We start from the raw sequence: 15,116 nt of genomic DNA, 5'->3' as shown, positions 1-15,116 counted from the left end.
ATGTAATCTTTTACGGCCCGTAGCTTCACTTCTGGTAATATTCCTCTAGGCATAATAAAACTCCCCTCCAGATAAACAGTTTTATTATTTCAACTGTCTACCTAAAGGGGAGCATATCAAAGACCGGGTCTCTTTTCTTATGAAAATTTTTGAACCAGATCGGGAGAATCGTGCTCTTATAGGTAGACGCGTCAAAAAGACACAGGGAGGTGGTAAGCATGGAGACAGACGTTGAATTGATCAGAAAATGGAAAGACGGCGATGAAGATGCCTTTGACGCCATGTATCAGCGATACAAACAGACGGCGATGCGGACAGCGTGGCTGCTGTGCCATAATCTGGCGGACAGTGAGGATATTGTGCAGGAAACCTTCGTGCAGTGTTATTTTCATATTCGGGAGCTGAAAGATGAGAACCGGTTTCGTCCGTGGATGCTGAAATGTCTGGTCCGTACCGGCTGGAAACTGATGAAAAAACAGAAAAAGGAAATGCCCGAGGAACAGATGGAACTGCATCTGGAAAGAGAGAAGTACCTGGAAACCACATTTTCAGGGAAAACAGCGGGGGAACCGCTGGAGGAGGCCATTGCCCGTGAATTCTCCGGAGAACTCACGAAGGCAATCCGCCGGCTTTCCGAAAAACATCGGCTGGTCATTGTTCTTTATTATTATGATGAACTCAGTGTACACGAAATCGCAAAAATAACCGGCTGCCTGGAAGGAACCGTAAAATCCCGGCTGCATTTTGCCAGAAGACAGTTGAAAAAAATGCTGTCCGATGCCGGGGAAGAAGAGACAGGGAGGGTAATTTATGAAAGAGGATAGATTTGACAGTCTGCTCCGCAGAGAATTAAAAAAAGAAACCGGACATATCGGAGTTTCTGATTTTCTGAAAACAAGAATTGATATGGAGATTACAGCGAGACAGGAGGAATCGACCATGAAAAAGAGAATGCATTTTAAGAGATATATCGCAGCGGCAGCCTGTATCTGCCTGCTGATTCCGGCAGGAATCTTCGCGGGAGGAAAGGCAGTGAGCAGTTATGTGTCAAGCACCGGCGCTGCGGATTATGCGGCTTCCACCCAGTGGAGCGATCTTGACAAAATGGAGAAAAAAGTAGGAATCAAGACCGATGCAGTGAAAAATTTTTCCAATGGTTATCATTATAAAGAAATCGATACCAGTTCATTTAACGCACTGGATGCGGACGGCAATAAAATGTTCAAAGTAAAAGAGCTTGGGGTCATTTATGAGAATGCGGCAGGTCATGAATTAAACTGCAGCATGCACGCGGCGGATGACCGGATGAGGGATGATCAGACGGCGGATTTCACAGCGGAATACGACGGCATCACCGTGGAATATTTCCAAAACACCTATAAATTTGTGCCGGCGGATTATCAGGAGACCGAGGAAGATAAAGCCATGGAAGCTGCCGGTGATTATTTCATTTCTTATGGAAATGATAAGGTGGAGGTCCGGGAATCTTCTTCTGTACAGTGGGAAAAAGACGGCATCTCTTATATGATTCAGGGATTTGATATTGACATCAGCCCGCAGGATATGCTTTCCATGGCGGGAAAAATGATCCAGGGATAAAATACACAGAAAGACGCAGACAGAACGGGAATAAACGACCGGAAAACGAAATACAGAATAAAAGATCAGATAGAAGGCAGGGATATGGTTAAAAATCCCTGCCTTCTTTGGCGATGCAGGAGAAAGATGTATTTGACGGAAAGTGCCGGAGGAAGTACAATGTTTCTATGGGACGGCCGTGTGTCGGGCCGGACAAAAAATCAGAGAAAAGGCAGAACATATGATACGAGATTGTTATAATACTCTGGCGGAGTTTCTTCGCGCGGGGGAAACCTGTAATCTGGTGACAGTCCTTCAAAAGAATGACGGGGAAGGGGCCGCTGTCAGCAGAAAATATATTGTGAAGGGGAGAGATCAATCTTTCTCCCCTGTTCCTGTTATGGAAGAAAATGAGACGGAAGTGCGGATTTTTGAGCCGGCCGGGCCGAAGGAGAGGCTCATTATCCTCGGAGGAGGACATATTTCAAAAACTCTCTGCGCCTTTGCGGCCAAGACTGGTTTTACGCCCTGGGTCATTGATGAGAGGGAAGAGTTTGCCAGCGGGGAACGGTTTCCGGATGCAGAGAGGGTTATCTGCGCGCCTTTTATGAAAGTGCTGCCCGGGCTGCATGTGAATGGCGGCGATTATGTGGTCATTGTGACCAGAGGCCACAGCAGCGACGGTGACTGCCTGCGATATCTTTTAAGCCGGGAGCTGCCGGGATATCTGGGGATGATTGGCTCCAGAAGACGGGTACAGGCGCAGTTTGCCATGTTTGAGAAGGAGGGAGTGCCGAAAGAACGGCTGGATTTTGTGCATACCCCCATCGGACTTGCGATCGGGGCGGTGACGCCGGAAGAAATCGCCGTCTCCATTCTGGCTGAGCTGATCCTTGTAAAACGGACCGAACGGCGGCAGGATGTGATTCAGACGGACCTGGATCCTTCAGTGATAGAGGAGATCGCCGCCTGCCGGGAACCGGCGGCAGTGGCGACCATCGTCCGGGCTTCCGGTTCCACGCCGAGAAAGGAAGGCGCCAAGATGCTGGTTTTGTCTGACGGGACCATCCGGGGCACCATCGGAGGAGGTCTGGGAGAAAGCCGGGTGATCAGAAAGGCAGCAGCCATGGCTGGCACCGGAAAATCCTGCCTCTTTCCTTTTGCCATGGACGCCGATGTGGCGGCCCGGGACGGCATGGCCTGCGGCGGCACCATGGATGTGCTTATTGAGGATCTGAACGGCGATGTCCAAAAGGATGATAAAATACAACATAAAAAGAATCATAGACAGGAGAAAGAAACAGAATGAAACTGATGCGGACAGAAGATGCGGTGGGACAGGTTTTGTGCCACGATATCACACAGATTATCAAAGGAGTCACGAAGGACGCTGTATTCCGAAAGGGACATGTGATCCGGGAAGAAGATATTCCGGTTCTCTTGAGTGTGGGAAAGGAAAATGTTTATATCTGGGAGAATGACGAAAATATGCTCCATGAAAATGATGCGGCGCAGATCCTTTATGAAATATGCCGGGGAGACTATATGCATCCGACTCCGGTAAAAGAGGGAAAGATTGAATTGGTGGCGGATATCGACGGACTGCTGAAGGTGGACGACGCCAAAATGCGCCTGATCAATGGCATGGGACAGCTGATGATCGCTTCCCGTCATGGAAATTTTGCTGTTCATAAAGGAGATAAACTGGCGGGCACCCGGATTATCCCTCTGGTCATTGAGAAAGAAAAGATGGAGAGAGCCAGAGAAATGTGCGGGGCGGAGTCTATCCTGAAGCTTTTGCCTTTTGTGCATAAGAAAGTGGGCATTGTGACCACCGGAAGCGAGGTGTACCATCACCGGATCAAGGATGAATTTACGCCGGTCATTTATGAGAAGCTGGCGGAATTTGACACAGAAGTGATCGGACAGATTCTCTGCGATGATGACCATGAGATGATTACGAAGGCGATTCTCACGCACATCGAAAACGGAGCGGATATGGTCATATGTACCGGCGGTATGAGTGTGGATCCCGATGACCGGACGCCGCTTGCCATCAAAAATACCGGGGCAGAGATTGTGTCCTACGGAGCTCCGGTGCTGCCGGGAGCCATGTTCCTGCTCAGTTATTATAATGAAACTATTCCGGTGGTGGGCCTGCCGGGCTGCGTCATGTACGCAAAGCGGACCATCTTTGATCTGATCCTGCCAAGGCTCATGGCGGATGATCCGGTGACGGCCGATGAGCTGGCGGCGCTGGGGCAGGGCGGCCTGTGTTTAAATTGTGAGATCTGCACCTTCCCGAACTGTGGATTTGGCAAATAGAGACAAGTTGGCCGCAGGGCGTGTGCGGACTGTCCCGGCGGTCATTTTTTGGAAAGGCAGCAGTTTTTGCAGCAGGGAAAAATCGGGAAAGGATAGACGGAAATATGGAATTCAGTCATTTTGACGCCGACGGCAATGCCGTGATGGTGGATGTGAGCGAAAAAAAGGAAACGGAACGGGAAGCAGCGGCCCAGGGGATCATACGCATGAACGGGGAATGTTTCCGGAAGGTGATGGAAGGGCAGATGGCAAAGGGCGACGTCCTGGGGACGGCGCGCATCGCCGGGATCATGGGGGCGAAGAAGACCTCTGAACTGATCCCTCTTTGTCATCTGCTGCAGATTACCAGTGTGAAGATAGATTTTGAGAGCAACGAAGAAAAGCACGAGATCACCGCCTTCTGCCGGGTGAAGACCACTGGCAGGACCGGTGTGGAGATGGAGGCCCTCACGGGAGTGCAGATTGCGCTGCTGACCATTTATGATATGTGTAAAGCCATTGATAAGCGGATGGAAATGCACAGTATTCACCTGTGTACAAAAACCGGCGGTAAGAGCGGGGATTTTTCTTATTGAGAAAAAATGCCCGGTGGCGGTCAGGAGTATGTCAGGAAAAGGTATGTGAGAGGAAAAGGAGAGGATATGAAAGACCAGTTTAACAGAGAGATTGATTATATGCGCATTTCCATTACGGATAAATGCAATCTCCGGTGCCGGTACTGTATGCCGGAAGGGGTGGAACTTGTACCCATGTCTCACCTTCTCACGTTTGAGGAAATCGTGCAGGTCTGTACGGAAGCCGCTTCCCTGGGTATCCGGAAAATCAAAGTGACCGGCGGGGAGCCGCTGGTGCGGAGAGGTGCGCCTGCGCTCATCGGTATGCTCCGGGAGATTCCGGGCATCGGGAGCGTGACCCTCACCACCAACGGAGTTCTCTTAAAGGAACATCTTTCGGCGTTGATGGAAAATGGCTTAAAAAGTGTCAACGTGAGTCTGGATACCATGGACCGGGGGCTTTATGAGAGGATAACCGGAAAGGACGCATTTCCACAGGTCATGGAAGGCATTGAGGCGGCGGTAAACGCCGGCCTGCAGGTCAAGATCAATACGGTTCTTCTGGAGAGCGTCAATGAAAATGAATGGGAAAAGATTCTGGAGTATGCCAGGAATCATCCGGTGGATATCCGGTTTATTGAGATCATGCCCATTGGAGCCGGGAGGGATTTTACCGGCGTTTCCAATGAAGCGCTTCTGGAAAAGATCAGACAGCAGTATCCCCGGATACAGGAAGATTTGTCCGTACACGGCAACGGCCCGGCCCGCTACTACAGCATTCCCGGTTTTACCGGCAGTGTGGGCTTCATCAGCGCCATGCATGGCAAGTTTTGTACCCGGTGCAACCGGATCCGCATGAGCGCCCAGGGGGAGATCAAGCCCTGTCTGTGCTACGGAACCTCCATCGACCTTCGCCAGGCGCTTCGCAGCCAGCCGGGGGCGGCAACGGAGAAGGAGGAAAAGACAGGCGGCCGGCAGTTTTTGAGAATGCTTTTACAGAAAGCCATTTATGAGAAACCGCAGGCCCATTGTTTTGAACATGACGATGAGATTACGGAAGATAAAAAGATGATCTCCATCGGTGGTTAGCAGGGAGGAAAATATGGGAATTATCAGAGGAATATGTATCAGTGAACGCCGGGGCACACGAAAGACAGAAGTGCCAGAGGCAAAATTAAAAAGGAACTGGGGGATTGAGGGCGACGCCCACGGTGGAAACTGGCACCGGCAGGTGAGCCTTCTTTCTCTGGAAAAGATCAAAGAATTCAGGGAAAAAGGAGCCGATGTGGATTTCGGGGCTTTTGGAGAGAATCTCATCGTGGAAGGATTTGATTTTTCCAGCCTTCCGGTGGGAAGCCGTTTCCGCATCGGTGACGCGGAGCTGGAGATGACGCAGATTGGAAAAGAATGTCACAGCCACTGCGCCATCTATCAGACCATGGGTGACTGTATTATGCCAAGAGAAGGCGTTTTTGCCGAGGTGCGAAAGCCCGGCCGCATCCGGGTGGGCGATGAGATCCTTTTGCTGCCGGAAGATCCGGACCGGCAGCTCACGGCGGCGGTCATCACTTTAAGCGATAAAGGCGCCGCCGGGCAGCGGGAAGATAAAAGCGGACCGGTCATCGTGGAAGAGCTGCAGAAGGCAGGGTACAAGGTCATTGAAACCCTTCTCCTTCCTGATGATATGGAAAAAATAAAGGCGCAGCTCATTCGTCTTTCTGATCAGCGGCAGGTGAATTTGATTCTCACCACCGGCGGTACCGGATTCTCAGAGAGGGACTGTACCCCGGAGGCTACTTTGGCGGTGGCCACGCGGAATGCGCCAGGCATTGCTGAGGCCATCCGCGCGGGCTCCATGCAGATTACAAGGAGAGCCATGCTCTCCCGGGAAGCTTCTGTGATCCGCCATAAGACCCTCATCGTCAATCTGCCGGGCAGTCCGAAGGCCGTGAAAGAATGTCTTGATCTGGTTCTTGACCAGCTGGACCACGGTATCCGGATTCTCACTGGACGCGACAAAGAGTGCGCCAGAAAGTGAGGGGATGGGCGCAGTATCCGGCAGGCTCTATAGTATATCGGCACCAGAGTGCCGGGAGGAAAAAAGATCATGCGATATCAGATAAAAAATGGTACGGTTTCTCTGCAGGGAGAGACCGTGCTTGACCATATTGATTTTGAAATCCGGGGCAGTGAAAAAATTGCCCTGGTAGGTAAAAACGGCGCGGGAAAGACCACGCTTCTCAAGTTGATTGCCGGGGAACTGTCTTTGGACAGAGATGATAAACGGTTTGACCCCGGCATTTTTTCTGCCAGAAATACGACAGTGGGAATGCTTCGCCAGACCACACAGCCGGAGGAAAAGGACCGGACGGTGGAAGAACTTCTGCTGGAGTTTTGCCCTTCTGACGATCCGTACTCCAAAGAACGGTATGATTTTGAGAAGGAGTATGACCGGATTTTTACCGGATTTGGTTTTGACAAAGAAGAGAAAAAGAAGAGGCTGGGGGATTTCTCCGGCGGCGAACAGACGAAAATTGCCATGATAAGGCTTCTTCTTGCCAGACCGGATGTTTTGCTGCTGGATGAGCCGACCAACCATCTTGACATGCAGGCGGTACAATGGCTGGAAGAATACATCCGGGATTATGACCGGGCGGCGGTGATTGTATCCCACGACCGGTTTTTCCTGGATTCGGTGGCCGACGTGGTCTATGAACTGGCCGGCGGCCGGCTGACCCGCTACGCAGGGAATTACAGCGAGTACAGGCGGCAGAGGGAGAAGCAGAGGCAGAACCAAATGAAAAGTTATCTGGCGCAGCAGCAGGAGATCGAACGTCTCACCGCTCTCATCGAAAAGTTTAAGCACAAACCAAAAAAAGCAGCCATGGCCCGTTCCAAGAAAAAAGTGCTGGAGCGGATGGAGAAAATTGAGCGGCCCTCTGAGGATCGTTCGCACATTTTCACAGAGGCCATCACACCGCGGGTGCCGGGCAGCAAGTGGGTGCTGGATGCCGACAAACTGCGCATCGGATATCACACGGATGAACATTGTCTCCAGGAAATCAGCCTGCGGGTCCGCCGGGGGCAGAAAATCGGCATCATCGGAGCCAACGGAACGGGTAAAACCACATTTTTAAAAACGATATTGGGACAGATCCCGGCTCTTTCCGGTACCATACAGCTGGGAAACCATGTGGAGATCGGATATTTTGACCAGCACAGCGCTGAGCTGCACTCCGAAAAACGAGTCTTTGATCATTTCCATGACCGGCACCCGGCTCTCACCATCAAGGAGGTAAAGACGATCCTGGGGAACTATCTCTTCCGGGGTGCGGACACAGGGGAAAAAGTCGATGATTTATCCGGCGGGGAAAAAAGCCGTCTGGTCCTGGCGGAAATCCTGGAAAGCCGTCCCAACCTGCTGCTGTTGGACGAACCCACCAATCACATGGATATTCCGGCAAAGGAAACGCTGGAATCTGCTTTTCAGGCTTACACGGGAACCATGCTCTTCATTTCCCATGACCGGTATTTTATCAAAGAGGTGGCCGATGCCCTGTTGATTTTCGGGGCGGATGGCGTGACCTGGTATCCTTTTGGATACGGCCACTATGTGGAACATTTGCGGAAAAAACAGGAATACGGCTGGGCCGGCGCGGACGCCGTGGCGGTGGAGAATACCCGCCTCATCGATGGACTAAAAGAAGTGCCGGAGAAAACCCGGATGCAGAGCGCCCGCTTTTCCACAGAACAGTCCTACACCGACTGGCAGCTGACCCTGGCAGGAGAGCAGCTGACGAAAGCTGCGGCTGCCCTGGAGCGTTTTCTGGAAGAGCCGCTGCCGGACTCGTTGGATGGAGAATCGGACACGCAGGAAGGCGCCTCCGGAGCACCAAAACAGACCGCAGCCATGGAAACGCCGCCGGGATGCGAGACCGCCATGGAAACGCTGCCGCAATATGCACCCGCCATGGAAATCCTTGCAGCCCGGATGCAGGCCCGCCGCCGCTGGCAGGAAAAATATGATAGATTACAGCAAACGTACACGGAAGCCTGCCTGCTCTGGTACGAAAAATGGCAGGAATATGAGGAAGCCTTTGCGGGGTATGGGGATTTGTAAAGGTGGTAACAGCTATCTGCTCAGACAGACAATGACGTAAGGACACATACGGATTCGCCCGGCTCGGCCTTCAGTCGGACTGACCAGAGGTATCCCTGTAAAATGACTATGTCAGTCCTCCCTCACAGCTCGCGGTCGAAAGCCGTATGTGTCCAAAACGTCATCTGCCTGTTGAGAAACCTTTGTTCCACCTTTACAAAAATCCTGTGCTACGTTGGCGAAACAGCAGGCTATGGCTACAGACGAATAGCGGATACCCAAATTTATGGTCGTGTCTGTCTGGCATGCACCTGCAGAGCAGGCCGCACAGGTAGCTTTCCCTGACTGCGTTTTTCTATGATACATATAAAGCCGCAAGTTCCGTCTGTTCTTCTTCACCGGGATCATTTCAAAACCTGCAGATTCAGACTGACAGATCCCAATTTTATTATGAGAGGAAAAAATTACCATTGAAAACAAACATTTGTTCTGTTAAAATAGAAAAGGAACAAATGTTTGTTTTTTATTTCATAGGAAATTGCATTCCTATGAAATAAAAAACGCTCCGCGAGGATCGCACTGCGGCGGATAGGAAGATGCCGCTTTCGCGACCCGCCGCAGGCGGCGAATCCTGCTTTGCAGGATTCCTTCTTGCTTTGCGTGGGTATGCCGTTGAGTTATGGCAGGTTTTGTATCTTAGCATATAAAAGTCTGGCAATCCGGTGATTTGTCGGTTAGCTGGCCGCCAGTCCGGCAGTCCGGAAGGCGCATATTTGGGAAGAAGTATATGGGAAAAGAGGCGAGGGCAGTGAAGAAGGAGCGGCAGTATATCTGCATTGATCTGAAGTCATTTTATGCGTCGGTGGAATGTGTGGAGCGGGGGCTTGATCCCATGACCACGAATCTGGTGGTGGCCGATGCGGAGCGGACGGAGAAGACCATCTGTCTGGCGGTGTCTCCGTCCATGAAGGCCAGGGGGATTCCGGGGAGATGCCGGGTCTTCGAGATTCCGAAAGGAGTCCGCTATATTATGGCGGCACCGCGGATGCAGCTTTACATTGACTATTCGGCGGAGATTTATGACATCTATCTGCGGTATGTTTCCGGAGAAGATATTCATGTGTATTCCATCGACGAGGTGTTCATGGATGTGACAGAGTATCTGGAGCTGTATCAGAAGAATGCCCGCCAGCTGGCGGAAATTATCGTGCAGGATATAAGGCAGAGTACCGGGATTCCGGCGGCGGCCGGAGTGGGGACGAATCTTTATCTGGCCAAGATCGCCCTGGATATCATTGCGAAGCGGTCAAAGGACTTTATCGGTGTTCTGGATGAGGAGAGTTACCGGAAGATTTTGTGGCGGCACCGGCCGCTGACAGATTTCTGGCGCATCGGGGAGGGAACGGTCCGGCGGCTGGCCGGGATGGGGATTACTACTATGGAGCAGGTGGCCATGGCGGACGAGAAGGCTCTCTATAAGATGTTTGGCGTGGATGCGGAGCTTCTGATCGATCATGCCTGGGGACGGGAGACGGTCACCATGGCAGACATCAAGGCGTACCGTCCGAAGGTTCATTCTATTTCCAGCGGGCAGGTGCTGCCGAGGGATTATTTTTATGAGGAAGGGATGCTCATTGTGAAAGAGATGGCGGACGTGCTCTGTCAGGAACTGACGGAAAAGAGGCTGGTGACGGATTCCATCACTCTTCATGTGGGTTATTCAAGAAGTTACGGGAAGAAGTCTGCCCATGGAACCATCGGCCTTCCGGCGGCCACGGATCTTGCCTGCCGTATTATGGAGTGTGCTGTGACTTTGTACCGGAGGATCGTGGACGACCGGACACCCATCCGCCGGGTATCTCTGACCTATAACCATGTGGAACCGGAAATGTACTGTCAGTATGATATTTTTTCCAGTCCGGACAGGATAGAAAAAGAACGGAAACTGCAGCAGGCGGTTCTGGATATAAAACACCGATTTGGGAAGAATGCTGTATTGAGGGGGATGGATCTTGAGGACGGCGCGACGACCATGGAGAGAAATCATCAGATAGGAGGTCACAGAAGCGGTGCCTAAAATGAGCAGGGAAGAGAGAGCAAAACAATTTATGCCCTTCGGGGCGCTGAAGGGATATCCGGAAGCACTGGCGCGCAGAGAGAAAAAGCCTCTGCCCCGGAGAGAATTGTCAGAGGAGAGCCTGGAGGAGCTGAACCGACGTCTCAGACAGCTGACGCCAGGCGACTGGGTGGAAGTTCTGTATTATATTCAGGGAGAATACCGGACATTTTCCGGGGCATTTTCTGGCGTCGATAACGCCATGGGAAAGATTCGTATCGGAGAAATGGCCATTCCCTTGCAGAATATATATGATCTGCGGCCGGCATCTGTTGATTCACATTTATGAAAGTTATTCTTTACTGCATCTTATGTTGTGTGCTGTTTCGCGCTGTGTTATAGTAGAATCGAAAGACTTTTCTGTACATTTTTGGGAAGGGTTTTGATTTTACTGATAACTCCGGCAGCCGCCTGCGGCTGCTCACGATGACATGAGGGAGGAGAATCATGTTTCAGGTAAAGAATTTTACAGATAATGATGACGTGAAGATTCTTGATGAAAAGGGAGCGTTTACTGTCATTGAGTACCAGAGAGATTTGAGTGTTGCGCCATCTTCTGCTATCACAGCATATTACTGTGCGGAAATGAATGTCCGCAAGAGACAGGTGGTCTGTGATCTGAGCAAGGCGCAGATTACCCTGCAGGCAGGAGCCATGCAGTGGATGCTTGGTGATGTGAATGCCACTACCGGCATCAAAGGTGTGGGAGACTTCCTTGGCAAGGCGGTCCGGGGCAAGGCCAGCGGAGAATCCGTGATCAAGCCGGAATACACCGGAAGCGGCCTGTTGGTTCTGGAACCGACTTATAAGCATCTGATCCTTATGGATGCCGCAGACTGGGGCGGTTCTGTGGTGCTGGACGACGGTCTGTTTCTGGCCTGCGATTCCAGATTAAAACACAAGGCAGTGATGCGCTCTAATATTTCTTCGGCTGTGGCAGGCGGAGAGGGCTTGTTTAACTTAAGCCTCAATGGTTCCGGTGTGTTCTGCATCGAGTCTGACTGCCCGAAGGAAGAGCTGGTGGAGATCACCATGGAAAATGACGTATTAAAGATTGACGGCAATTATGCCATTGCCTGGAGCGGAAGTCTGAATTTTACGGTGGAACGTTCCGGAAAGTCTCTGATCGGTTCCGCTGCATCCGGAGAGGGACTGGTAAATGTATACCGCGGTACCGGAAAAGTGCTGATGATGCCGACGGCGAAGATGCCGAATATTTAAAGTTCCGGCCGAACCCGGTGAGCAGAAAAGCGGAGCCGGTTTACACAGAAGAAACACAAACTTTACATGGGCAGGATTGCAGGAGAATATGGTGTCTGCTATGATGATAGTGCTGCCGCAAAAACGCGGGAGAGAGAAGAAATGACAGACATTATGGTTGAAAGCATAGAGATCAGGTGTCATGAAAAGGCAACTGGGGAAAGACAGAATAAAAACAGACATAATACAGGAGGATACGATATATGGAAAGATTACGGAGCAAAGAAGGTTTCATCTGCGACATGGACGGTGTCATCTATCATGGCAATCGTCTTCTGCCGGGAGTAAAGGAGTTTGTAAACTGGCTGGTGGACAATAAGAAGAATTTTCTGTTTCTGACCAATTCCAGTCAGTATACACCGAGAGAGCTGCAGAATAAGCTGGCAAGAATGGGACTGGATGTGGATGAGACACATTTTTATACCAGCGCCCTGGCCACCGCCTGCTTTCTGGATACTCAGTCACCGGGCTGCAGCGCCTATGTGATCGGGGAACACGGTATTTTAAATGCTCTTTATGATAAAGGGATCATGTACAATGATGTGGACCCGGATTATGTGGTGGTGGGAGAGTCCTCCGGATATAATCTGGAACAGGTGACAAAGGCGATCCGCCTGGTTAATGCCGGTGCCAAGCTCATCGGAACTAACTCCGATCTGACCGGACCGACGGAGACCGGAATCGCTCCGGCCTGCCGTGCCCTCATTGCCCCTATTGAGCTGGCCACCGAGAGGAAGGCTTACTTTATAGGCAAACCGAATCCGCTGATGATGCGCACAGGGCTTCGTCTTTTAAATGTACATTCCGCCAACGCGGCTATCATCGGTGACCGGATGGATACCGATATCATCTCCGGTATTGAGACAGGCCTGGATACAGTGCTGGTGCTCTCCGGCGTGACAACCCCGGACATTATCGAAAGATATCCATACCGTCCGCGTCTGGTACTGAATGGTGTGGGAGATATTCCGGGCTGAGAAAAACGGATGGAAAATGTTTGCTGGCAATGAATCATTCAATACGAAAGAAAGATAATGGGGAGGCGCTGTTTGTTATGGCAGACAGCGCCTCCCCTGATCATCAGAATGGTTTCTTTTGTAAAACGCTTTGGTAAAACGATCATCCTCTGTGAAACAGCGTTTCCATGGTCGAGCTGATCTTATCTGACAGGCAGACGATCAGTGATTCCCGGCAGGAAGGAACCGCCCGCAGGGTGAGCGGCCACATATGCTGACGGATAATGGCCTGCTCCTTTTCGTTGAGGGTGAAGAGGCTGCAGGCGTTGGCAAGGGCCCGCTGCGGATGCGTGAAACCGTGCAGGCGGTGGGATCCGTCGCCGTCTTCGTGCCAGTCATAGAGATAAAAGTCATGGAGAAAAGAGCCGGTGACCAGAGACTTGGTGTCTGCACCCAGCCGGAATCGCTTGTTGAGATAATAACTCAGCCGGACGACATTCATCACATGATCGTAGGTGCTGACTGCGCCGTGCTGGCAGAAGTCCTTCATGGACTGGGCTTCCTCTGTGTGCATGTATTCGCTCAGGTATTCGTGAATTTCTTTCATTTCCGCCGGGGTTAAGGTAACCATGTCTGTCCTCCTGAATAATAAAAACGCAGTTGTCTGTGAAATAAAAATTGACTTCTGCCTTCATTATATAAAGATGAGGACAGAAGTCAATAAAGAAAAAATTACAATTTTATTTTATTACGGTATCTCAGACCTTCCAGAAAGCCACGCTGTGCGGCGGAAGTTCCCGGCCTCCGTCAAAGGTGACCGTTTCTTCGGTGAGAAGGTCTGTGCCTTCTGCAGCCTGGGCGTCAAAAGGCGCGAAGTATGGTTCGTCGTCGATGTTGATGGCTACCAGGATACGCTCCTCATCGCAGGCTCTCTCAAACACCAGCTGCTTGCTCCACACGTGGAGATTGCGGTAGCCGCCGTCATACAGAGCCGGATGACTGGTGTGAAGGGCGGCGTAGGCGGCGATGGCGTCGGTGAGTTCGTTCCACTCCGGTTTCTCGATGGCCGGACGGAGCACTTCATCGCCGTCTTTTTTGCGGCCTTCGATACCCCACTCGCTGCCGTAATAGATGGAAGGAACGCCCGGCATGCCGAAGAGCAGTCCGTAGATGACCGGCAGATTCTTTTTATCTTCGAGGATGCTGGCGATTCGCTCCACGTCATGGTTATCCACAAAACTTAACAGATGCTTTCCGCGGTAAATGCACCAGTTCTCATAGCCAAACTGTCGATTCAGACTGTAGCTGATCTCGTGCATGTTGGCGCTGTTAAAGCTGGAGTAAAGTCCTTTATAACATTCATAGTTGGTGACCGAGTGACATTTCTCATCACTCATCCACATATTATAATCGCCGTGGAGCGTTTCGCCCATGAGAACGAAGTCCGGTTTTACGCCGTTGGCGAAGCTCCGAAGTTCCCGCAGATAAAAGTCGCTTAAGCAGTAAGCCACATCCAGGCGGAGACCGTCAATGTCATAAAGTTCGATCCATTTTTTGATGACATCGTAATGATACTGACGCACATCCGGGTTATCCAGATTCAGCTTTACAAGTTCATTGTGGCCTTCCCAGCCTTCATACCAGAAACCGTCGTTGTAATTGGTGTTACCGTCGAAATTAAGGTGAAACCAGCCGCAGTACGGACTGTCCCATTTCTTTTCAATCACGTCCTGAAATGCCCAGAATCCCCGGCCCACGTGATTGAAGACGCCGTCGAACATGATCTTAAGGCCGGCGTCATGGATGGCCTGGCATACTTTCTGCACGTCTTCCTTTGTTCCGAGACGATGATCGGGCGTCAGATAATCTCTGGTGTCGTAGCCGTGGTAATCACTCTCCATGAGAGGATTGAACAGTACGCAGGTGGCGCCGGTCTTTTTGATATGATCCACCCAGTCCAGCACGCGGAGAATCCGGTGGCCGGCGTCCTTCTTGTCCAGGGCTCCGCATAAGCCCAGGGGATAAATCTGATAAATAACTGCTTGGTCAAACCACATAATGATGTCCTCCTGAAAATGATATTATTTTGAATTTAAAACTATTGGAAAATCAAGAAATCCTTAAAAAACAGGAAAAGTGCCCAATGTTTACACACAGGACACCTTTATAATATAGCATAATTCATAATGGATATCAATAAAATTAAAAAAATTGCGAAAAATAAAATT

General features: G+C 50.9%; 14 protein-coding genes. 12 read left to right on the top strand and 2 right to left on the bottom strand.

Going from position 1 to position 15,116, the window contains the following annotated elements:
- The first annotated feature begins 218 nt into the window (after positions 1 to 218).
- The 12 genes from B5E53_RS05495 to B5E53_RS05440 all read left to right on the top strand — a co-directional run bounded on the left by B5E53_RS05495 (position 219) and on the right by B5E53_RS05440 (position 12,909).
- Positions 219 to 824 carry an RNA polymerase sigma factor gene (locus B5E53_RS05495; protein ID WP_087313032.1) on the top strand — a complete coding sequence of 202 codons (606 nt, stop codon included), beginning with the start codon at positions 219 to 221 and terminating at the stop codon, positions 822 to 824.
- Entirely contained in the window at positions 811 to 1,599 is a 789-nt protein-coding gene (locus B5E53_RS05490; RefSeq protein WP_087313031.1) for a hypothetical protein, read from the top strand. The genes B5E53_RS05495 and B5E53_RS05490 overlap by 14 nt, the downstream gene beginning before the upstream one ends.
- Before the next feature lie 220 nt (positions 1,600 to 1,819).
- Positions 1,820 to 2,887, top strand: coding sequence for an XdhC/CoxI family protein (locus B5E53_RS05485; protein WP_140401440.1), 1,068 nt, complete (start codon positions 1,820 to 1,822; stop codon positions 2,885 to 2,887).
- Positions 2,884 to 3,903, top strand: coding sequence for a molybdopterin-binding protein (locus B5E53_RS05480; protein WP_087313029.1), 1,020 nt, complete (start codon positions 2,884 to 2,886; stop codon positions 3,901 to 3,903). The genes B5E53_RS05485 and B5E53_RS05480 overlap by 4 nt, the downstream gene beginning before the upstream one ends.
- A 104-nt stretch (positions 3,904 to 4,007) precedes the next feature.
- Positions 4,008 to 4,478, top strand: coding sequence for a cyclic pyranopterin monophosphate synthase MoaC (gene moaC, locus B5E53_RS05475; protein ID WP_087313052.1), 471 nt, complete (start codon positions 4,008 to 4,010; stop codon positions 4,476 to 4,478).
- A 45-nt stretch (positions 4,479 to 4,523) separates the two neighbouring features.
- Positions 4,524 to 5,546, top strand: coding sequence for a GTP 3',8-cyclase MoaA (gene moaA / locus B5E53_RS05470; protein WP_343215599.1), 1,023 nt, complete (start codon positions 4,524 to 4,526; stop codon positions 5,544 to 5,546).
- A gap of 13 nt (positions 5,547 to 5,559) precedes the next feature.
- Positions 5,560 to 6,495: an MOSC domain-containing protein gene (locus B5E53_RS05465; protein ID WP_087313028.1), complete on the top strand. Its 936-nt coding sequence runs from the start codon at positions 5,560 to 5,562 to the stop codon at positions 6,493 to 6,495.
- Between the two features lie 69 nt (positions 6,496 to 6,564).
- Positions 6,565 to 8,577, top strand: coding sequence for an ABC-F family ATP-binding cassette domain-containing protein (locus tag B5E53_RS05460; protein WP_087313027.1), 2,013 nt, complete (start codon positions 6,565 to 6,567; stop codon positions 8,575 to 8,577).
- Between the two features lie 766 nt (positions 8,578 to 9,343).
- Positions 9,344 to 10,633 carry a Y-family DNA polymerase gene (locus B5E53_RS05455; RefSeq protein WP_204245491.1) on the top strand — a complete coding sequence of 430 codons (1,290 nt, stop codon included), beginning with the start codon at positions 9,344 to 9,346 and terminating at the stop codon, positions 10,631 to 10,633.
- On the top strand, positions 10,626 to 10,961 hold the full coding sequence (locus B5E53_RS05450) for a YolD-like family protein (protein ID WP_140401439.1): 336 nt from the start codon (positions 10,626 to 10,628) through the stop codon (positions 10,959 to 10,961). Before B5E53_RS05455 ends, B5E53_RS05450 begins: the two co-directional genes overlap by 8 nt.
- Positions 10,962 to 11,119: 158 nt before the next feature.
- Positions 11,120 to 11,893 (top strand): AIM24 family protein, encoded by a 774-nt coding sequence (locus B5E53_RS05445; RefSeq protein ID WP_087313025.1) that lies wholly within the window; start codon positions 11,120 to 11,122, stop codon positions 11,891 to 11,893.
- 242 nt (positions 11,894 to 12,135) lie between these two features.
- Positions 12,136 to 12,909, top strand: a complete 774-nt coding sequence (locus tag B5E53_RS05440) for an HAD-IIA family hydrolase (protein WP_191532472.1) — start codon at positions 12,136 to 12,138, stop codon at positions 12,907 to 12,909.
- Between the two features lie 142 nt (positions 12,910 to 13,051).
- Here the strand turns inward: B5E53_RS05440 and B5E53_RS05435 are convergent, their stop codons facing one another.
- Together B5E53_RS05435 and B5E53_RS05430 are read right to left on the bottom strand one after the other, a co-directional pair.
- On the bottom strand, positions 13,052 to 13,519 hold the full coding sequence (locus B5E53_RS05435) for an HD family phosphohydrolase (protein ID WP_242963527.1): 468 nt from the start codon (positions 13,517 to 13,519) through the stop codon (positions 13,052 to 13,054).
- A 127-nt stretch (positions 13,520 to 13,646) separates the two neighbouring features.
- Positions 13,647 to 14,945: an alpha-amylase family glycosyl hydrolase gene (locus B5E53_RS05430; RefSeq protein ID WP_087313023.1), complete on the bottom strand. Its 1,299-nt coding sequence runs from the start codon at positions 14,943 to 14,945 to the stop codon at positions 13,647 to 13,649.
- Between the last annotated feature and the right edge of the window lie 171 nt (positions 14,946 to 15,116).

This window comes from Eubacterium sp. An11 (assembly GCF_002161065.1).
GTDB lineage: Bacteria > Bacillota > Clostridia > Lachnospirales > Lachnospiraceae > Anaerobutyricum > Anaerobutyricum faecale.
The sequence above is the reverse complement of the archived record's forward strand: the minus strand, read 5'-3'. Positions and strand labels throughout refer to the sequence as shown.